The sequence below is a fragment of the Paenibacillus puerhi genome, assembly GCF_009846885.1.
GTDB classification, from domain to species: Bacteria; Bacillota; Bacilli; order Paenibacillales; family NBRC-103111; genus Paenibacillus_G; species Paenibacillus_G puerhi.
Map to the genome: position 1 here is coordinate 124,912 of NZ_WUWM01000018.1, position 19,995 is coordinate 144,906.

Here is a 19,995-nt window from a genome sequence, read left to right on the forward strand (position 1 = left end):
TAAGCAGAATAGACTTCATCTTTAGGGGATATCTACATAGGTTGAACTTAAGATGGTAACAGTCGGCGGGATCTTCATAGGCAACATCCATCAGGTGCATAAAAACCTGCAGCTGTACATCTTCTTTGGTCTTATAGTTTGACCGCCAAATAAAACTCCCGCAAACGTGCATCTATTTTCCGCTTAACCGGTTATTCAGGGAAAAATCGCGTGAAATTCCTGCATGCTCGCAGACTTTTCCCTTTCGAAAAGCCATTTATGTAAAAAACCTGCACTTTGGCATGTTTCCGGCCTGGAATGGGGACTGAGACTGCCTAATCTACTACCATGAATACGAATCTTAAGTTCAACTTAACTAGATCGGGAAAGGAAGGAATCTGTCTATGAAAGGGTATGAACTTGCGGTGGAAGCCGTTTACATCGCGGACGAGCCTTCCTCTTTTGTCACTCGCCGGGTCGGGGAAATCGACATCAGGCTCGGGGGCATTCCGGGCGATAGGCATTACGGTCTGCTTCGCAAGGCGGACAGCCGCCAGAAATTGTACCCCAAAGGGACGATGATTGCGAACCGCAGGCAGATCAGCATCATATCCGCCGAGGAGTGCAGGCTGATCGCGGACAAGCTCGGCATCTCCGAAGTCCGGCCGGAGTGGCTGGGAGCCAATGTGCTGGTGGCAGGTATGGCGGAATTTACCTTGCTTCCGCCCGGGGCGCGGCTCCTCGTACCCGGTCACGTAGGCCTGATCTGCGAGGGTGAGAACATGCCCTGCAAGGCTCCGGGGGATATCATCGAGCGCGAAAGCGGGGCTGTCGGGGCCGCTGCCCGCTTCGTGCGTGAGGCCAAGCAGCGGCGTGGCATCGTGTGCTCGGTGGAGCGCGAGGGCGTGCTTCGGGCAGGCGACACACTGACGGTGGTACTCCCGTAACCTGTCGCAGGGGCCGCGTCTGGCTGCGGGATGAGGAAGCAAGAGGAAGGATGCGGTAAATTTCCAAATACAGAATACCGCGTATTTGTCTAATTTGTGATTTATTTCACTTGCCTATTGATTAAGTCGTCCAGGTATCTTATAGTGAACTCATCGGCGACATTGTGATTTATTTCACTGGTCGCCTGCCCTTTACGAAAGTAAGTGAATTAATTCACAACATTGTCACTCGGACTAACCTTCAAGCACCTTCAATTCAGCATCAAAATCCCCTGAGGAGGTCATCGTTATGAAAATTATCGTCATCGGCTGCACCCATGCAGGAACCGCCGCTACCCTTCAGATTGCCAAGCGCTATCCAGAGGCGGTCATCACCGTCTATGAACGCAACGATAACATATCCTTTCTGTCGTGCGGGATCGCTCTGCATGTGGGTGGCGTCGTTCGGAATGCGGAGGAGCTCTTCTATGCGCATCCTGACAACTTGGCTGAGCTCGGTGTCCGTACCCGGATGAGGCATGACGTGCTGGCCGTCGATACGGAGCATAAGACGGTAACCGTAAGGAATCTGGAGACGGGCGAAACGCTGCAGGACACCTATGACAAGCTGGTGATGACGACGGGCTCGTGGCCGATCCTTCCGACACTGCCGGGGATGGAGCTGGACAATGTGATGCTGTGCAAAAACTATGCGCACGCTCAGGCCATTATCGAGAAGGCGGCACACGCGAAGCGGATTGCTGTCGTCGGTGCGGGCTACATCGGAGTGGAGCTCGCAGAGGCTTTCCGTCAGCTTGACAAGCAAGTAACGCTCTTCGATAACACGCCCCGCGTCATGTTTAAATACTTGGATCAAGCCTTCACGGATATCGTAGAGGCGGATATGGCGAAGCATGGCATCGAGCTGGCGCTGGGGCAAAGCGTTCAGGCGCTTCAAGGACGGGAGGGTAAAGTCAGCAAGGTCGTCACCACGGGCGGCGAATACGAAGCCGATCTGGTCATAATGTGCATCGGCTTTCGTCCGAATACCGACCTGCTGAAGGATCAAGTCCAGATGCTCCCGAATGGGGCGATCATCGTGGATGCGTATATGCGCACAAGCTGCCCGGACGTGTATGCGGCAGGCGACAGCTGCGCTATCCGATATAACCCGACAGGCAAGCCCGCTTATATTCCGCTGGCAACCAACGCTGTCCGCATGGGCACGCTCGTGGCGATGAATCTGAAGGAGCCCCGGGTGAAGTACATGGGCACGCAGGGCACCTCGGGCATCAAAATGTTCGAGCTGAACATTGCTTCGACGGGATTGACGGAGCAGGCGGCAAGGGAAGCGGGCTTGTCTGTGAAGTCGACGGTTATCACGGACAACGATCGTCCTGAATTTATGCCGACCTATGAACAGGCGCTGCTTAAGCTTGTATACGAAGCGGAGACCGGCAGGCTGGTCGGAGCCCAGGTGCTGTCGAGGGCGGACCTCACCCAATCGGTCAATACGCTGTCGGTCTGCATCCAGAACCAGATGACGGTAGAGGAACTGGCCTTCGTCGACTTTTTCTTCCAGCCGCATTACAATAAGCCGTGGAATCTATTGAACCAGGCCGGCCTGCAAGCGATGGCAGACCTGGGGACCGCAGAAGCGCAGCAGTCGGCAATAAACCCGCATTAAAGAAGAACCGCGTTTATCCGGGCGCGAAAGGGAAAGGGAGCGGGAACGGAAGACTGTCTACATCGACCGTTCCCGGTATTGGCCCGGCGTCATATCCTCGAACTTTTTGAATAGCCGGATAAAGTAGGAGGGCTGGTAGCCGACCTGCTCAGCGACCTCATTGATCTTCAGATCGGTGCCGGCCAGCAGCTCCTTCGCTTTGTCTATCCTCAACTGAATCAGATAATCGATATAGTTCATACCATGCACCTGCTTGAAGGCTTTGCTCAGCGCAAAGGGAGTGACGCCGAATGCATCGGCACATTCCTCAAGCGAAATATCGCTGGCGAAACGCAGGCGGATCCGGTCCGTGACCTGCTCCACCAGCTGCTTCATATGCAGGTCCTGATGCTCATTGAGCTTTTGCATGTAAGGCTCGATTACTTTGTGCTGGAAGAAGCGAACCATCTGCTCCGGCTCTCGCAGTTGATTGAGCTGCTCGTACAGATTCTGTCCCCCGTATACAAGATGCGGGTGAAAGCCCGTTTCAAGCAGGGTATGCAGCATGCTGCCCAGTACCTGCAGCCCGCCCTCCTGAAGCAGCTTCTCGCTGACCGCTTGTCCCACCAGTTCATCGATAAATAGCTGGATCAGCTGCATCGCTCGCTCGCTTTGCCCCATGCGGATAACCTGCATCAGTTCCTTTTCTACCTCGAACGGATATCTCATCCCTGGATTATGAACGGCCGGCAGCATCTCCTCCAGATCAAGCACCTGACAGTCTCCCTTCAAATCCCGGTAGCGGATCGCATTGCGCAGATAAGGCAGCTGCCCGGGGAGTTCCCGGACCTGCGGCGTAATATGCCCGATACAAACGGTTGTCTGCATTTTGAGCAGCTTGCTGACGGTGCGGACCAGATCGTCGGCCAGCCAATAGAGATCCTCCTTGACCTGCTGCTTCGTCCGTTCCGCCGAATAGGAGAGCAGGATGCCGATCGTCAGATCTTGGAAGTTGATGATTTCCGATTGGACGCTGCGGGTGTGGACGATTTCCTGGGCGATGTTGGCTGTTGCAAACGTCACCAGCTGCTCCTCGCTCTCGTAGAAGCGTCCGTCCTCCTTGGCAAATCCGCTTGTTTGCACCAGCAGCAGGACGTGCCACTGCGCTTCGGATGGCCACCCGAAGCCGGCCATCCGGCTTCGAAGCTGCGCTTCGCTTAACGAATAGAAATGCCCATGGACCAGCTGCATCAGAAAGGCGGCCCGAAGCGACGGATAGGCCTGCTCCAGCCTGGACTTCAGCTGTCTGCTCTCCTGGCTCAGATGCTTCCACTGGCTTGCAATGAAGGCGAGCTCATCCCGGTCCCGGTTGGCGTCGGCCGGCTGCAGTCGGTGATCCTTCACCAGATTCACCAGATGCCGGATCGGCTGATAGATCCGCTTGGATGCCATCCAGGACAGGAGGAAGGCGAGCAGCAGGCCGAACAGCCCGACCGCAAGCATAATTCTGGACATCAGAATGACCGGAGCGGTCATCTGGGTTAGCGAGGTAGCCGTCGAATATTTCCAATGCGCGCCCAGCCGGGTAAATTCACCGAACGAGACGGTATAGGATTGGCCCCTCCAGTTCAGCAGGGACGAGCCGTTCTCTTGGCCGCTTTGCAGCACATGAGCCCGGATCGCGGTTTCCAGCGCCATATACTTGGCGTCTGCGGCCGGCTTGGAGACGATCAGATGGCCATCTCTGCCCATAAGGAAGGATGCCCCGTCATTATCTGTTGTCATCTCTTCCACCATCTGCACCAGCCGGGCCTTATCGAGGTAGAAGATCAGCGCGCCATAGGGCTGTCCGATCGTCGGCAGCTTATGCACAAGGGTCAGATAAGGCTCGTCGCTGCGGGCATTGACCTTGGTCAGCGCATCATTCCAGAATACCCCGCGCTCATGCTCCAGCAGGCCTTGGAACTGCATGAGATCCTGCTGACGGGTAATCGGCACGACCCCTTCGATATCCGAGACGATAACGGGCCGCTCCTTGTCCAGGTACAGGTCGACCCGGTCGATCAGCGGGTAAGCGCCCTTCATGACCCCGAGAAACCGGTATAAGGTTTGGGTCGTGTTGTATTCCTCGTTCAGCTTGATATCGCGGAGCCGGGCTTCCAATCTGCTGTCGAGCGACCATTGGGTAGCGGCCAGTTCAAGCTGGGCGAAGTTATCGTGCATCCGGTCAATCGTTTTCTTGAGCAATGCCTCGTGATTACGGGCGATTTCGCCTTCGATATGCGCGCGGCCTGCGATGTAAGAAGCGACCCCGATCACGGCCGTAGGCAGGCTGGTGATGCACAGCACCAAAATCAGGCTCTTGCGGTAAAAGTTGCCCCGGACCGACCCAAGGGTCCACCACTGCCAAAACTGCCTCCATGCCAACAGCATATGAAGTCCCCCTCTTCCCGTCAGATAGCATTTATTTATCATACATGCAGTTTTTCGAACAAAAGCAGTAGCTCCAGTCCTTTAACGCAGCACCGCTCTTAAAGTTTCAGCAAGAGGTGAGAAGGCACAGGGAGCCCGGGCGCCCAAGGACAGGAAAATCCCCCCCGGTACCTGGAGCTGTACAAGGGAGGATTGGACTTATTTAGCAGCCGCGCTCCGTTTCTGATAAGCTTCGTTCAGCTCCGCTGTAATTTGCGCTAGCTCCGGATCGGCCTTCAGCTTCGTGACATAATCATCCCAGGCGCTGATCGGCTCTTTGCCCATGATGACCTTCGTCTTCATATCCTGGATTTTCTTGCGGAGCTCCGTTCCGACCTTGATGTTCGTCTCGGAGTTCAGGCCGACGGAAGGATCGCCTATGCTGATCTTGGCCTTCTCATCGATGATCTTTTTATTGCGTTCGAGCACATCCGCCGGCATCCCGGTACGGTAGGCGCGCAGGTACGGATCGTATTTCAGGAAAATTTGGCCGAATGCCTGCTGGGCGACAATATCCTTCTTGGCCTGCTCCGTAGGAATGATCATACCGTCCTTCTCCGTGTAATGCACATCCTTCAAGCCGAAGCTAGCCAGCGTGTAGCCTTCCTGGGTAGCGCCATAATCCATGAAGGCGAGCAGCTTCTTCACCTTCGCTTCGTTGACGGATTTGGGAATCGCGTACATCCCGAAAAATCCGCTATCTTTATTGGAATAGCCGTTAAGCGAAACGAGCGGAAGGAAATCCGCCTTCGGATCGGTCTTGCGCAGCTCCTCCGTAGGCTCCCAGGCGGCCTCCGCCGTATCCTGGAACAAGCCGCCGCGGTTGGCCTTCAGCAAGTCCTTGGCTTGCGTGTTTTTCATAACGGCGACATCCTCGGGGAGCAGCTTCTCCTTGAACGCTTTATTCATCCACTCCAGGCTTTCCCTTAACTCCGGCAGCAAGTGGACATTGACCAGCTTGCCGTCCACCAGCTTCCAGTCGCCGTTCGTCTTGGTGAAGCTGTTCTGCAGCTGATTCAGGTAGGCCATGCCGTTCTGATCGACGAACCCGACATAGGGGACCGTGTCCGCCTTGCCGTTACCGTCGGGATCCTTCTCCGCGAACGCTTTCAAGACCGTATACAGCTCATCGGTCGTTGTCGGAACCTCCAGCTTCAGCGCATCAAGCCAGTCCTTGCGGATATAAGGAAATCCGCCGCCGTCCGTAGGACGCGCACGGGGGATGCCGTACGTTTTGCCGTCCGCCTGCTTCGTATTCTCCCAGGAAACCTTCGGATATTGCAACAGATTCGGATAATCCTTCAGCAGCGTAGTCAGCTCCCAGAAGGCGCCCTGCGCGACCATGCTCCGTACTTGGGAGCTGAACGGATCGTCGAGCAGGATAAGGTCGGGAATATCGCCCGAGGCCAGCGTTACATTAATTTTATCTGCATAATTATTAGGTGAAACCCAGGTGATCTTGAGCTTCGTATTTGTCCGCTTTTCGATTTCCTTCACGACCACATTATCCGGGCCCGGGGGCTCAGGGGTATAATACATCGTCATGATGCTGATATCCGTCGGCTTGGTGTCCTGGACTTTCCCGGGGCTGTCGCCCGCTGGCGCAGGCGCGGCCGTGTCTCCGCAGGCGGCGAGCAGCGAAGAGACCAGAAGGACGGATGCGAGTAGTGCCGAAGCTTTTTTATTCTCTTTCATGAAGATACGAACCTCCCCAATGCGAAATGGTATGTGAATTTGGATGAAACCAGAAAATGCAGGCTGGTCCTGTTCAACAGCTTTGGATCCGGGCTGCTCATTCTTTGACCGAGCCTACCATGGCCCCCTTGGCAAAATGCTTCTGCAGAAACGGGTAGACGAGCAGGATCGGCACCGTGGCGATGACAACGGCGGCCATCTTCAGCGTCTCGGGCGGGATGCGCTGCTCGGACATCATCTCGGCGGCAACCGAGCCGCCGGCGGCGGTAGAGGCATCAATCAGCATATTTTGAAGCAGCACCTGCAGCGGATGCTTGGTGAAATCATTGATATACAGCAGCGCGGTGAAAAACGTATTCCAGTAGGCGACGGCGTAAAATAGGCCGAAAGCGGCGAGCGAAGGCAGCGACAGCGGCAGGATGATGCGGTACCATACGCTTACGTCGTTGCAGCCGTCGATCCGGGCCGCTTCCTCGAGGCTTGCCGGAATGCTGTCGAAGAAGCCCTTCATCAGGAGCACGTACCAGCCGCTCGTCAGCACCGGCAGGATCAGCGACCAGGTGCTGTTGATCAGATGCAGATCGCGGACCAGCAGATACGGCGGGATAATGCCCGGGTTAAATAACGTGGTCAGCAGAATAAGCAGCAGCATCACCCGACGCCCCTGCAGCCTCCGGCGCGAGAGCGCGTAGGAGAGGCAGGAGGTGACCAGCAGGCTGAGCGCGGTACCGACAACGGCGAGAAAAACGCTGTTGCGGATAGCCCGCAGGAAGGCGTCGGTGGACATCAGGTACTTATAGGAAGCTAGGCTCCAGCGGGTGGGAAGCAAAGTAAGCTGGTGGGAGAAATAGGCCGACGGGTCCGTGAAGGACACCACGAATACGTAGTACAAGGGAAAAAATGTTACGGCGCTGATGATGGCCAGAAACAAGACATTGAACACGTCGACCGCACGGTCGCTTCGGGATCGAATCAAGAGTACGCAGCCTCCTTTCTTTGCGGCATTGGGATGAGCGGATTGCGTGGCCGGTTAATAGACGCCTTCTTCGCCGAGCTTCTTGGCAAGCTTGTTGGCTCCGATCACGAGCAGCAGACCCACAACCGACTTGAACAGGCCGACAGCCGTACTGTAGCTGAACTGCCCCTGCTTGACGCCGAGCCGATACACATACGTATCGAATACGTCTGCGACCTCGGAGACCGCGCCGTTCATCATGAGAAATACCTGCTCGAAGCCGACATCCATCATATGGCCGATGCGCAGGATCAGCAGAATCACGATAACCGGCCGGATACCGGGCAGCGTGACATGCCAGATTTGGCGGAAACGGCTTGCGCCGTCAATTTTGGCCGCTTCATAGAGCTGCGGGTCGATGCTCGCCATCGCGGCCAGGAAGAGGATGGTTCCCCAGCCCGCATCCTTCCAGATCGATTGGGCGGTCAGCATGGCCCAGAAGTAGCTTTTGTTCGTCAGGAAATCGACCTTCTCGAAGCCGAGCGCCACCAGCATCTGGTTCACGACCCCGTCCCCGGTGGAGAAGAGCAGGAAGGTGATGCCGACGATAATGACCCAGGATAAAAAATGCGGCAGGTATACGATCGATTGGACGATTTTCTTATAAGCGGCGTTTCGGACCTCGTTCAGCATCAACGCAAGCACAATAGGCAGCGGAAAGAAGAACACCAGCGACAGCGTATTAATAGCGAGCGTGTTGCGAAACAGCAGCAGGAAGTCGGGATTGGAGAAGAAGCGCTGGAAATGCTCCAAGCCGACCCACGGACTGCCAAGCATACCCTGAAAGGGAGAATAATTCTGAAACGAAATCAGAATGCCCCACATCGGGATATAGCGGAAAATAAAAAAATACAGCAGTCCGGGAAATGCCAATAAGTACAAGAATTTGTCCCGAGCGATACCGGCGATGATGAGCTTCATCCGGCCGGACGCCGCTGTCTGCTCCGGCCCTGAGGCCTGGGAAGCGGCTGATTTAACCGTGGAGTGGATGGTCCTCTCCTCCTTTCATGCGATGAGGGATGGGCATATAAGCGGGATGTGACGGTAGGACCGGTGCCCTGATTACAATCTACCTGGACGCCTCATTTCCGGCAATCATCCATTATTGTGGCTTCTCCGGACGCTTGAATCCGTGATGCTGCACGGCATTTCCGGCCATTGACTTTTTTTCCCGTAACGGGAAATGCCGAGAAACAAGAGAAATGACCCTCGAAAATACACAAGCCCAACTAAAAATAACCAAAATCCTCCTCCTGGACTTCTTGTATGATGAAGAAAGCGCTTACCAAAAAAGGAGGAGATATCGTGTACTTCATCACTCGCCGCGACCGCAACCGACGGCTCGGCCTTGTACTCAGCTTTACCCTGCTCTTCGGCTTGCTAGGAGGCAGCGTCCCCGGAGGCCTGTCCGAAGCGGCCGCCTCAACGAGCCAGGAGGTCGCCGTTATCCCGACGCATGATGCCGCGATTGACTCCGCACAGCCGGCTGCGAACTTCGATAAGCAAACAAGCGGTACAAGCACAGTAGGCAATATGAATATACGCCGCTCCTCGGCCACCTCAACCCGGCTGGCTTACTTCAAGTTTGAGGGGATTAGCCAAGCTGCCAATACGACGGCCGCTTCCTTCTCGATTAAGGGAAAGCTGAATGCTTCGGGTGCGACGGCGACATTCAGCGTGTACGGCCTCGCCACTGACGGCACTTGGACAGGGGCTACGCTGACGGGAGACCACGCTCCGGGCATCAACGCCGCCTATGAAATAACGGGTGTGGGGACGGACGCCTTCGCCCTCGGCGAGATCGTGCTCGATAGCGTTTCCTACGTCGAGCATGCGGTCGATGTCCGGGACTTCGTACGGCAGCATGGGCAGGACGGGGCCGTGACCTTCGTGCTTGTCCCTCACGGCAACACGGCCGTGACGATCTATAACATGGACACGGCCAACGAAGCGAATAAGCCGCGCCTGCGGATGACGCAGACGATCGTCGCTCCGGCCTCGTCCCTTGCGGGACTGCCGGGTGACGGACAGGCTGAGCTGTCCTGGGGAGCCTCGGCAGACGCAGCGTCTTACCGGATAGGCCGAAGCGGGAGCGCCGAAGGGTCATTCTCCGCCATCGGTACGGCTCCCGGGACAGATACGAGCTATACGGATACCGGCCTGACGAACGGTCAGCCTTACTATTATACCGTGACGGCTGTCGATGCGGAAGGCTATGAAAGCCTGCCAAGCGCTTCTGTCGCCGTGACGCCGCAGTCCGCTTCGCTGCCGCCAGGCATTCCGGCCGGATTGACCGCGCAGACGGGCAACGCCGAGATCATGCTCAGCTGGCAGCCGGCTCCCGGAGCCATCAGCTACAAGGTCAAGCTGTGGAACGGCGCCTCCTACGACGAACTGGCCACTGGCGTGTCCGGCACCTCGTACACGCACTATGGGGTGACGGCCGGAACCAGCTATACGTTTGCCGTTACGGCGGTAGGCGGCGGCGGGCTCGAAAGCGGGCCGTCGCAGCAGGCGACTGCCATAGCGGTTACGGAGCGCACCCGTTACCCGATCCCGGCCGCTGCTGTGACCGCCAGCTCCAACGACGGCAACGTCGAAGCCAATACGGTCGACGGCAAGCCGAGCACGCGCTGGTCGGCGCAGGGCGACGGCCAGTGGATTCGTTACGATCTGGGCCAAGCAAGGCGTATCGGCTACATCGGGATTGCGTTCTATAGCGGCAGTGCAAGGAAGGCTTCCTTCGACTTGCAGGTATCGACAGACGGCGAGCAGTGGACCACCGTATACAGCGGACAGAGCGGAGGGCTGACGTCGGACATGGAAGCGTTCGATTTCCCCGATGTGACGGCCCGGTATGTTCGTTACGTGGGATACGGCAACTCCGTCAACGACTGGAACAGCTTCACGGAGCTTCATGTCTACGGCCCGTATACGAGTCCGGAGCTGGAGCCAATCCCGGATGAAGTGATTGAGGTGCCAAGCGTTCCGCTGTATACGAAGCCGGGGCTGCATCATCCCGACGGGACGCCTGCCGGCATTCCAGCCGCCAATCCGGTCACAGGAAGGACGCTGAATGTGATAGATTTCGGAGCCGACCCGGCCGACAACGCAACGGATGATTTGCCTGCGATCCAGGCGGCGCTGGACGCGGCCCGGGAGGGGGACGAGGTGTATTTCCCGAACGGTACGTATAACCTGATCAGCAAGCTGGCGGGAGATTCGACGGATACGCATTTCTCTGTGAAAAACAAGGTCAATCTGCGCGGAGAAAGCCAGGAGGGCGCTGTCCTGCTGTCGTACCTGGGGGCGTCCTCCTCGTCAAGCAGCCGGGTGATCAAGGCTTTTAACAAAAGCGATGTGACGATCTCGCATCTGACGATCACTTCGACGTACGACGGTCCGATGCCAACCGACCCGACGATCCGGGTGTCCGATACGGGCGGGCCGAAATACGGGATCGTCATCGACGATTCGGCGCTGAAGGGCAGCTCCCATATCGTGATCGACCATGTGACGATCGAGAAGTTCGAGAAGTACGCGGTGCGCATCAGTGAGAGTCATCATAATGTCGTGCAGAACTCCATCATCCGCAACGCGACGAACATCGGAGCAGGCGGCGCGGGCTACGGGGTATCCGTGCAGGGTACGCCGAAGCAGCACCGGCTCGGGTATGACAACGATACGTATTTCAACGTCGTGCGCAACAACGTCTTCGAAGGGCCTTACTTGCGCCATGGCGCACTGGTGCAATATTATGCGCATAACAATCTGGTAGCTGACAACGTGTTCCGGGGAACGGTGTACGATGCCATCGACCTCCACGGGGAGGATGAATACCTCAACGAAATCAGCGGCAACCTGATTGAAAACGTGTCGCGCGGGGGAGCCATCGGCGTAGGGAATACCGGCGGAACGCCGCCGAATTCCAATCATGACGAAGCCGGTCCTTTTAACTATATTCACGACAATACGATCCGTAATTCGCAGACCGGCATTCAGGTGTACATGGGATCGCCTGACACGACGATCGAGCGCAATGTGATCGAGAACACGACGACGGTCTTCGAAGGAAAGACGCCAGTCGGGCTGTATCTGCTGAATGCGCCCCGTACGGTTGTCAGGGACAACGTGATTCGCAACAATACTTCCCCGGACTTTCGGGCCGTTCTGATCGCTTATGATCACGGCGACCGGAATGCCGACAACGTGGGAGCGGGAGCGCCGAAGGATATGACGCTTACGGGGAACACGGTCACCGGCAACACGTACGGCATCTGGATCGAAGCCGGTACCGGATTGACGGTGCGGGACAATACGGTTCAGGGGAACGGCTTGGATTATTATTTGAAGCCGGGCGTTGAGGTGCCGGCCGGTTGGCCGGTCGGGCAGGATTCTGGCGGCCCGAACGAGCCTCAGGAGCCCGGCGAACCGCAGGTGCCGGGGAACCCACAGGAGCCTGGAGAGTCTGAAGAGTCTGGAGCTTCCGATGATTCGGGCGGAGATACTTCGCCGGGTCAGACGGGTTCCGGCGCGGCAGCGGGCACCGGAACGGGGGCGCAGCCACAGCCTGGTAGCGGGACAGCCCTGACGGTGAAGCCGGAGCTGACAGGCGAGGGATCGAAGACGGCGGTAGGCATCATAGAGGCGTCTGCTCTAACCAGAGCGTTCCAAGCGGCTAAAGCCGACGCTTCCGGTAGGAAGACGGTTACGTTGGAGCTGAGTGCCGTACCGGGAGCCGACGTCTACGAGTTGGCGCTTCCCGCCGAGATCAGGGATCTATCGGCTTCCATCCAGTTAATCGTCCGCACACCGGTTGCCACGGTGGCGCTGCCGGGCTCGGTGCTCTCCGGGCAGCGCGGGGCCGCCGGGGCGGAAGGAAGCGGCGGAGCCGGAACGTTGAGCCTGTTTGTCGGGCAGGCCGTTCGCGCTAAGCTTGGGGAAGGGGCTAGGGCGGGCATCGGCTCCGGGCCGCTGCTTGAGATGGCGCTCAAGCAGGGAGGCAGGACGATAGACTGGAGCAGCCCGTCCGCGGCGGTCCAGGTATTCGTTCCCTACCGGGCATCTGGCTGGGAACAGCGGAATGAGGGGCGTATCCCGGTATGGTATATCGATGAGAACGGAGATGTTCGGGACGTCCTGCCAGGTCATTATGACCGCGATTCCGGGGAGGTTGCTTTTGAGACAACGCATTTCAGCGTATACGGCATAGCTGCGGCTGCCCGCGAATTCGGAGATATCGCTTCGTACGGCTGGGCGTCCAGGGCGATCGAGACGCTGGCTGCACAGGGAATTGTCAAAGGGACCTCTGAGACGGACTTTTCGCCTGGGCTGGAGATCAGCCGAGCCGATTACGTGCTGCTGCTGATGCGGACGCTCAAGCTGAAGAGTACGGACGGCGGAGGGTTCGATGCGAAGGAGTCCCGGGCCGCAGACGGCGAAGCTTCGGGAGAAAAGGTAGCGGGCTCGACAGCCGCCGCCGCGGGCTTTCGGGATATAAGCGCGACAGATTACTTCGCCGATGCGGTTATCGCCGCGCAGCGCCTCGGGATCGCGGAGGGGGCGGCCGACGGCCGGTTCCGCCCGCGCGATCCGGTCACGCGCCAGGAGCTGTTTGCGCTAACGGCAAGAGCGCTTCAGTCCGCCGGCTTGTCGCAGACGGAAGAAGGGCTTCAAGACGGGGCGGCCTCCGACTCGCCGGAATCGCTGGCAAGGTTTGCCGACCATGCGGAGGTAGCGCCTTATGCCAGGGAGGCTGCGTCGCTGCTGATCCGCGCAGGGATGATCGAGGGTGCGGAGGGAAAGCTACATCCGGGCGAGCATGCTACCCGGGCTGAAACAGCGGCGCTAATGCATAGGATCTACCAGCGCCGCTAAGCAGACCTAAAGCGAAGCGATGGTAATCTATAATAATGGATGTAAACGGCTAAAAAACGTCAGGGCCTCTTCCCTGACGTTTTTTAGCTTGAAGAAGATGCGCCGGAGCGAGAGGAGCTTACTTGCCGAACACCATCCGGTATTCGGTGGGCGTCATGCCCTCCTTTTCCAAAAATCGCTTGTTGAAGTAGCTGGTGTTCGGGTAACCGGCATCCATGGCGATGTCGCGGATGGTAGACTCGGTGCGCTCGATCAGCCACTGCTTCGCTTTCTGCATCCGGCATAGCGTGATGAAATCCATGGGGGTCATATGCATGATTTTACGGAAGAGCCGGCAGAAGTAATACGGACTTACGCCGGCGCGCTCGGCCCACTCCTCCAATACGAACGGCTCGCAAGCCTCGTTCTGCAGATGGGGCAGCAGCTCGGCGATCCGTTCAGTGGCATGATGGCGCTTGGTGGAGGATAGCGGCTCGGCCTGCTGGATGAATTCCATGATCACGGCATAGGTCAGCATGGAGAGCGCTGTGGGATGCAGAAGCCGGTGCTTCTCGGCTTCCTCCAGCAGCGTCATATGAGCCTTCTCCCAGGCGGACGGCTGACGGAGCGTCCACAGCTTCGAGCGGTGCAGCTGATGCTCGGTCAGGAACTCCTGCAGCTTGTGGCCGTAGAAGTGCACCCAGCGCACATCCCAAGGCTCCTCCTCGCTGGAGTAGTAGATTTGCTGCTGCAGCGGGAAGTACAGCACGGCATCGCCTCGCTGCAGAGCATAGGTTTGACCGTCTATCTCGACGAAGCCTTTGCCGGCAGCTACGTAGTGAATATTGAAGTTGTTCAGTGTCCCGGCGGCCCGGTTCACACGGTGGCCTCCGTCTTCCTTGTAGTTGCCCACCGACTCGGGAAAGCAGAAGAACGGCTGATGATCCATGATAGGAAACAAAAATTGTCTTTGCATCGCGAACTCCCTCCCGATGACAATATAGTGTTATGATCCCGCAACATGATCATATTTTAATTTTAGTTGAACACTTTTATAATGGCAATATGATACTAGAAATGTGAGGAGGATCATCATGGCAAAGGTAGAAGGCAAGCTTCGTTGGGGAGTACTGGGTTGTGCGGCCATTGCTTTCCGCGCCGTTATTCCGGGAATTAAACAGTCCGAGCTGGGGGAACTGGCGGCAATCGCCAGCCGTTCGCTGGAGAAGGCGCAGGAGGCTGCGGCTCGGGAGGGTATTCCGCAGGCCTACGGCAGCTACGAGGAGCTGCTCGCAGATGAGTCGATTGATGCGGTCTACATCCCGCTGCCGAATCATCTGCACCGGGAATGGACGATCAAGGCCGCTCAGGCGGGCAAGCACGTACTGTGCGAGAAGCCGGCGGCTCTGACGGCGGAAGAGACGGAGGAGATGGTAGCGGCATGCGCCGAGGCCGGCGTCGTCTTCGCTGAAGCATTCATGTACCGTCACCATCCGCGTTACCGGATGATCCGGGATGTGATCGCCTCCGGGGAAATCGGCGAGCTCCGGGCTATCCGCGGCTCCTTCACGTTCAACAGCTCGGCGAATTCCGGCAATGTCAGATTTAACCGCGATATGGGCGGCGGCTCTCTGTACGATGTGGGCTGTTACCCGATCAGCGCGGCCCGATACGTGCTTGGCCAGGAGCCGGAGGCCGTAACGGTACAGGCCTTCTTCTCTCCCCAGCATGACGAGGTGGATATGATGGCCTCGGGTCTGTTGGAATTCCCCGGATCCGTTGCGCTGACCTTCGACTGCGGCATGTGGGCGGCTGGCCGCAATACGCTGGAGATTCTGGGTACGGACGGCCGCATCGAGCTGCAGTCGGCTTATGTGGGCCCGACGGATGCAGGCGCGAACTTTTTCGTCACGGCGAAGGGCGAAAGGCGCGAGGTTGAGGTGCCGGTCGTCAATCATTATGCCCTGCAGGCCGATTCGTTCGCACGCAGCGTGCTGGCTGGCGAGCCTGTAGCCTTCGACCCATCGGATGCCGTGCTGAACATGAAGGTGCTGGACGCCTGCCTAGAGTCGGCCCGGCAGCGCAAACGCGTCGAATTGTAGAGAGGAGCGAAAATTGATGGAATATATTCAGATTGCAGGCGTTTCGAAGCCGGTATCCCGGCTGATCAAGGGCTCGGATTATTTCCGCCCGGACGTGTACGGCAAGGTTTGCGACAACCTCGATGCCTACCTGGAAATCGGGGGCAACACGATCGATACCGCGTATATTTATTGCGGCGGCGAGAGCGAGAAGGTCATCGGCAGATATATGCGCGAGCGGAACAACCGGGATCAGCTCGTCATTCTGACCAAGGGAGCGCATCATAACCAGGATGGCCCGCGGGTGAACAAGGCGGCGATCGACGCCGACCTGAAGGAAAGCCTGGAGCGGTTGCAGACAGATTCGGTCGAGCTGTACGCGCTGCACCGCGACGATGAGAATGTGCCGGTCGGCGAGATCCTCGAGGCGCTGAACGCTCATCTGGAAGCGGGCAGGGTGCAATCCATCGGCGCTTCGAACTGGACGTGGCGGCGGATCGCGGAGGCGAACGAATACGCGGCATCCCACGGTCTGACGGGCTTCTCGTTCAGCAGCCCCAACCTGAGCCTGGCTAAGGTCAACGAGCCTTTCTGGCCGGGCTGCGTATCGGCCGATGAAGCGACATGCGACTGGCATGAGCGCACCGGGATGCCGCTGCTGTCCTGGTCGTCGCAGGCAAGGGGCTTCTTCACGGGCCGCTTTACGCCGGAGGTGCGCGATAATGCCGAGCTCGTCCGCGTTTTCTACAACGATGCCAACTGGGAGAGGCTGGCGAGGGCTGAACAGCTTGCTGCGACGAAGGGGGCAAGCGTCATTCAGATCGCCCTCGCTTATGTGCTCCAGCAGCCGTTCCCGACCTGCGCGCTGATCGGCGCTCAGAATCTGGCGGAGCTGAAATCCTGCGAGGAAGGGGCCGGCATCAAGCTCACGGCGGCTGAGCGGGAATGGCTCGATCTGCGGCGCGATGCGCTGACCCTGCAAGCGTAAGTGAATTGACTAAATGGCAGGGTCCGTCATGGTCTTAGGATGACGGACCCTGCCTATTATCTTAGATGAGGAGAGATAGACATGGTGCGTGTCACCCCCTACTGGGAAAACCTTAACGTGCTCCAGGAAAACCGGGAAGCCTCCCGTGCTTCCTATATTCCTTATGCCAGCCAGGCAGCGGCCGCGACGGGAAAGAGGGGCCGTTCCCCCTACTACCGGACGCTGAACGGCAGCTGGAAATTCCAGTACCATGCCAGCGTCAAGGACGCGACCGACGGCTTCTATGCCGTAGACTCCGATGTAAGCGGCTGGGACGATCTGATCGTGCCCTCCTGCTGGCAGGTCAACGGCTATGATCAGCTTCATTATACGAATCTCAACTATCCGATTCCCTGCGATCCGCCGTTTGTTCCTAACGCCAATCCCGCGGGGCTGTATGTCCGCGACTTTCAGCTCCCTGCAAGCGGGGACGGCAAGGAGCAGTATCTCGTATTCGAGGGCGTGAACTCCTGCTTCTACCTCTGGGTCAACGGCGCCTATGTCGGTTACAGCCAGGGCAGCCGCATCCCCGCCGAATTTAAAGTGACGGAGCATCTACGCCCCGGCGCTAACCGGGTAGCCTTGATGGTGCTGAAGTGGTGCGATGGCACATATCTGGAGGATCAGGATCTGTGGCGGTATTCCGGCATCTATAGGGATGTTTATCTGCTAGCGCGGGAGAAGGCGCATATCCGCGACATCTTCAACCGTCAAGAGCTCGCTGCAGACTTCAGCCAGGCCATCCTGCGCAGCGAGATCGACACGGTCGGCAAGCTGGACGTGAAGGCGGACCTGCGCGACAAGAACGGCCATATCGTCGCATCGGGCAGCGCGCAGATCGACGGCCAGGGCGTGATCGAGCTGACGGTCACGGAGCCGGAGCTGTGGAATGCGGAGAACCCGTATCTGTACCATCTGGAGGTACAAGCCGGCGAGGAGGCGCTTCGTTTTGCCGTAGGCTTCCGCGATATTCGGATTCAGAACGGTATTTTTCTGGTTAACGGGAAGCCGATCAAGCTGAAGGGCGTCAACCGGCATGACTCCCATCCGACGCTGGGACAGACGATTCCGCTGAATCATATGATCAAGGACTTGAATCTGATGAAGGCGCATAATGTCAACACGGTCCGCACCTCTCACTACCCGAACGATCCGCGGTTTCTTGACTTGTGCGATCAGTATGGCTTCTATGTCATTGACGAGGCCGACTTGGAATGTCACGGTATCGGAGTCGCCGAAAGCTGGGCCGAAGGCGCCTTCCATAAGCTGTCCGTGAATCCCGAGTGGCGAGCGGCCTTCGTAGACCGGGCGGAAAGGATGGTGGAGCGGGACAAGAACCATGCCTGCATCGTGATGTGGTCCCTGGGCAATGAGTCGGGCTACGGCGCGAATCATCAGGCGATGGCAGAGTGGACGCGCGGGCGGGACGCATCCCGGCTGGTTCATTATGAAGGCGCAGCCTCCATCTATAATGGCGATCCCGATACCGCTTGTCTGGATGTCGAGAGCCGCATGTACGCTTCGGTTGCTTATATGGAAGAGTATGGGCAAGATGAGACGAAGACGAAGCCTCTGTTTCAATGCGAGTACAGCCATGCGATGGGGAATGGTCCCGGCGATCTGATGGATTATTGGAACGTCATCTACAGGTACCCGAACCTGATGGGCGGCTGCGTCTGGGAATGGTGCGATCACGGGATTAAGACGGAGGGGCCGGACGGCAGCACGTACTTTGCTTATGGCGGAGACTTCGGCGATCAGCCGAATGACGGCAATTTCTGCATTGACGGTCTTGTGTCTCCGGACCGCAAGCCGCATAAGGGACTGCTGGAGCTGAAAAAGGTGATCGCCCCGGTTAAGATCGAAGCGGAAGACGCGGCCGCGGGCAAGCTGCTGGTGACTAACCGCTATGACTTTATCGATCTGTCCGGCTTGACCTTCTCCTGGAGGCTGGAGCAGGACGGGGAGACGGCTGCACAGGGAGTCATCGAGGGGCTGGACGCGCTCGGACCTCAGCAGGCGCAAGCAGTATCCGTCCCTCTCCAGGAACTGGCAACCAGTCCTTCGGCTCGCCGCTATCTCACGATTACCGTCCGCACGAAGCGCGACACGGTATGGGCCGAGGCCGGACATGAGGTGACCTTCGAGCAGTTCGCGCTGCCGGCAAGCGAAGCCGCTGCCTCTGGCGTATCCGCAGCATCGGGTACCGCCGCCGTCTCGGAAGACTTCCCGCTGCAAGCGGTAGAGAATGGACATCTGCTGGAGCTGACCGGACTGGACTTCCGCTACGTCTTCGACCTGTACGACGGGACGTTCGCGAAGCTGTCGAAGCATGGCGTGAACCTGCTTCATGCCCCGGTTTCGTTCAATATTTGGCGGGCGCCGACGGACAATGACCGGAACATCCGCAACGAGTGGCAGAATCAAGGCTTCCATCGCGCCGGTATGAAGGTGTACCAGGTCAAATGGACAGGCAACGAGGCAGGCGGCGTCGATATAGCCGTCAGCTACTCGCTCGGCGGCTATATCCGCTATCCGATCCTGCATGGCGAAGCGGTGTGGCAGGTGGACGGGAGCGGGGCCATCGTACTCCGGACACAGGTCAAGGTAAGGGAGAATGCGCCCTTCCTGCCGCGGTTCGGTCTGCAGCTCGTCATGCCTGCGGGCAACGAGGAAGTGGAGTACTTCGGTTATGGCCCCCATGAGAGTTATATCGATAAGCGTCAGAGCGTGAAGCGGGGGAAATACCTGCTGACGGTAGATGAGATGTCCGAGAACTATATCATGCCGCAGGAGACAGGCTCCCGCTACGATACGGAATGGGCCATCGTCTCAACCGAGCTTGGGATGGGGCTGCATTTCGAGGCGCCGGGGGGCTTCTCGTTCAATGCGTCGCATTACACCCCGCAGGATCTGACGGAAGCCCGCCATACCTATGAGCTGGTCAAGCGCAAGGAGACAATCGTCCAGCTGGATTACAAGATGAGCGGGATCGGCTCCAACTCGTGCGGACCGGAGCTGCTCGAGCCGTACCGGCTCAGCGAGAAGGAATTCGCCTTCGAGCTGCGGATCAAGCCTGTATTCAAGGAAGACGAATAGTGTGACCCGGCGGGGAAGCCCCTTTTGTTCAGCGGAACAAAAGGGGCTTCTTCTTGTGCGCCCGGCATGGGCGATAACTAGGCGGTGCAAGTCCGCTACAGGCTTGGCAGTAGGAACTGTTAGCTGAAGGCAAGGGTGTCGGTCGTGAGGTCGAATCTGAAGGAAGCCGGAAGCAAACC

Annotated in this window: 11 protein-coding genes; 6 read left to right on the top strand and 5 right to left on the bottom strand. The window is 58.0% G+C overall.

What is annotated here, in order from left to right; all coding sequences use genetic code 11:
- Positions 1-383 precede the first annotated feature (383 nt).
- Both GSF01_RS17370 and GSF01_RS17375 read left to right on the top strand, forming a co-directional pair.
- Positions 384-926 carry an MOSC domain-containing protein gene (locus GSF01_RS17370; RefSeq protein WP_201305424.1) on the top strand — a complete coding sequence of 181 codons (543 nt, stop codon included), beginning with the start codon at positions 384-386 and terminating at the stop codon, positions 924-926.
- 289 nt (positions 927-1,215) lie between these two features.
- Positions 1,216-2,592 (top strand): FAD-dependent oxidoreductase, encoded by a 1,377-nt coding sequence (locus GSF01_RS17375; protein ID WP_159886217.1) that lies wholly within the window; start codon positions 1,216-1,218, stop codon positions 2,590-2,592.
- A gap of 57 nt (positions 2,593-2,649) precedes the next feature.
- Here the strand turns inward: GSF01_RS17375 and GSF01_RS17380 are convergent, their stop codons facing one another.
- The 4 genes from GSF01_RS17380 to GSF01_RS17395 form a co-directional block, all read right to left on the bottom strand.
- Positions 2,650-5,004, bottom strand: coding sequence for an AraC family transcriptional regulator (locus tag GSF01_RS17380; protein ID WP_159886219.1), 2,355 nt, complete (start codon positions 5,002-5,004; stop codon positions 2,650-2,652).
- Positions 5,005-5,202: 198 nt separating this feature from the next.
- On the bottom strand, positions 5,203-6,738 hold the full coding sequence (locus GSF01_RS17385) for an extracellular solute-binding protein (protein WP_159886221.1): 1,536 nt from the start codon (positions 6,736-6,738) through the stop codon (positions 5,203-5,205).
- A 97-nt stretch (positions 6,739-6,835) separates the two neighbouring features.
- Positions 6,836-7,714 (bottom strand): carbohydrate ABC transporter permease, encoded by an 879-nt coding sequence (locus GSF01_RS17390; protein ID WP_159886223.1) that lies wholly within the window; start codon positions 7,712-7,714, stop codon positions 6,836-6,838.
- Positions 7,715-7,768: 54 nt separating this feature from the next.
- The gene (locus GSF01_RS17395) at positions 7,769-8,674 is read right to left on the bottom strand and encodes an ABC transporter permease (protein WP_159886225.1); all 906 of its coding nucleotides are present in this window, start codon (positions 8,672-8,674) and stop codon (positions 7,769-7,771) included.
- 384 nt (positions 8,675-9,058) lie between these two features.
- On the opposite strand from GSF01_RS17395, the gene GSF01_RS17400 reads away from it, so the two are divergent.
- Entirely contained in the window at positions 9,059-13,630 is a 4,572-nt protein-coding gene (locus tag GSF01_RS17400) for an S-layer homology domain-containing protein (RefSeq protein ID WP_159886227.1), read from the top strand.
- A 118-nt stretch (positions 13,631-13,748) separates the two neighbouring features.
- Here the strand turns inward: GSF01_RS17400 and GSF01_RS17405 are convergent, their stop codons facing one another.
- Positions 13,749-14,585, bottom strand: coding sequence for a helix-turn-helix transcriptional regulator (locus GSF01_RS17405; protein WP_159886229.1), 837 nt, complete (start codon positions 14,583-14,585; stop codon positions 13,749-13,751).
- A 118-nt stretch (positions 14,586-14,703) separates the two neighbouring features.
- On the opposite strand from GSF01_RS17405, the gene GSF01_RS17410 reads away from it, so the two are divergent.
- The 3 genes from GSF01_RS17410 to GSF01_RS17420 all read left to right on the top strand — a co-directional run bounded on the left by GSF01_RS17410 (position 14,704) and on the right by GSF01_RS17420 (position 19,816).
- Complete coding sequence (locus GSF01_RS17410; RefSeq protein ID WP_159886231.1) at positions 14,704-15,711, top strand: Gfo/Idh/MocA family protein; 1,008 nt, start codon at positions 14,704-14,706, stop codon at positions 15,709-15,711.
- 16 nt (positions 15,712-15,727) lie between these two features.
- Positions 15,728-16,678, top strand: coding sequence for an aldo/keto reductase (locus tag GSF01_RS17415; protein WP_159886233.1), 951 nt, complete (start codon positions 15,728-15,730; stop codon positions 16,676-16,678).
- Positions 16,679-16,759: 81 nt separating this feature from the next.
- Positions 16,760-19,816, top strand: a complete 3,057-nt coding sequence (locus GSF01_RS17420) for a glycoside hydrolase family 2 TIM barrel-domain containing protein (protein ID WP_159886235.1) — start codon at positions 16,760-16,762, stop codon at positions 19,814-19,816.
- Positions 19,817-19,995 lie beyond the last annotated feature (179 nt).

Coding starts and splice junctions, on each gene's coding strand:
- GSF01_RS17370 (WP_201305424.1), top strand. CDS start 384: ATGAAAGGGTATGAACTTGCGGTGGAAGCCGTTTACATCGCGGACGAG.
- GSF01_RS17375 (WP_159886217.1), top strand. CDS start 1,216: ATGAAAATTATCGTCATCGGCTGCACCCATGCAGGAACCGCCGCTACC.
- GSF01_RS17380 (WP_159886219.1), bottom strand. CDS start 5,004: ATGCTGTTGGCATGGAGGCAGTTTTGGCAGTGGTGGACCCTTGGGTCG.
- GSF01_RS17385 (WP_159886221.1), bottom strand. CDS start 6,738: ATGAAAGAGAATAAAAAAGCTTCGGCACTACTCGCATCCGTCCTTCTG.
- GSF01_RS17395 (WP_159886225.1), bottom strand. CDS start 8,674: ATGAAGCTCATCATCGCCGGTATCGCTCGGGACAAATTCTTGTACTTA.
- GSF01_RS17405 (WP_159886229.1), bottom strand. CDS start 14,585: ATGCAAAGACAATTTTTGTTTCCTATCATGGATCATCAGCCGTTCTTC.
- GSF01_RS17410 (WP_159886231.1), top strand. CDS start 14,704: ATGGCAAAGGTAGAAGGCAAGCTTCGTTGGGGAGTACTGGGTTGTGCG.
- GSF01_RS17415 (WP_159886233.1), top strand. CDS start 15,728: ATGGAATATATTCAGATTGCAGGCGTTTCGAAGCCGGTATCCCGGCTG.
- GSF01_RS17420 (WP_159886235.1), top strand. CDS start 16,760: ATGGTGCGTGTCACCCCCTACTGGGAAAACCTTAACGTGCTCCAGGAA.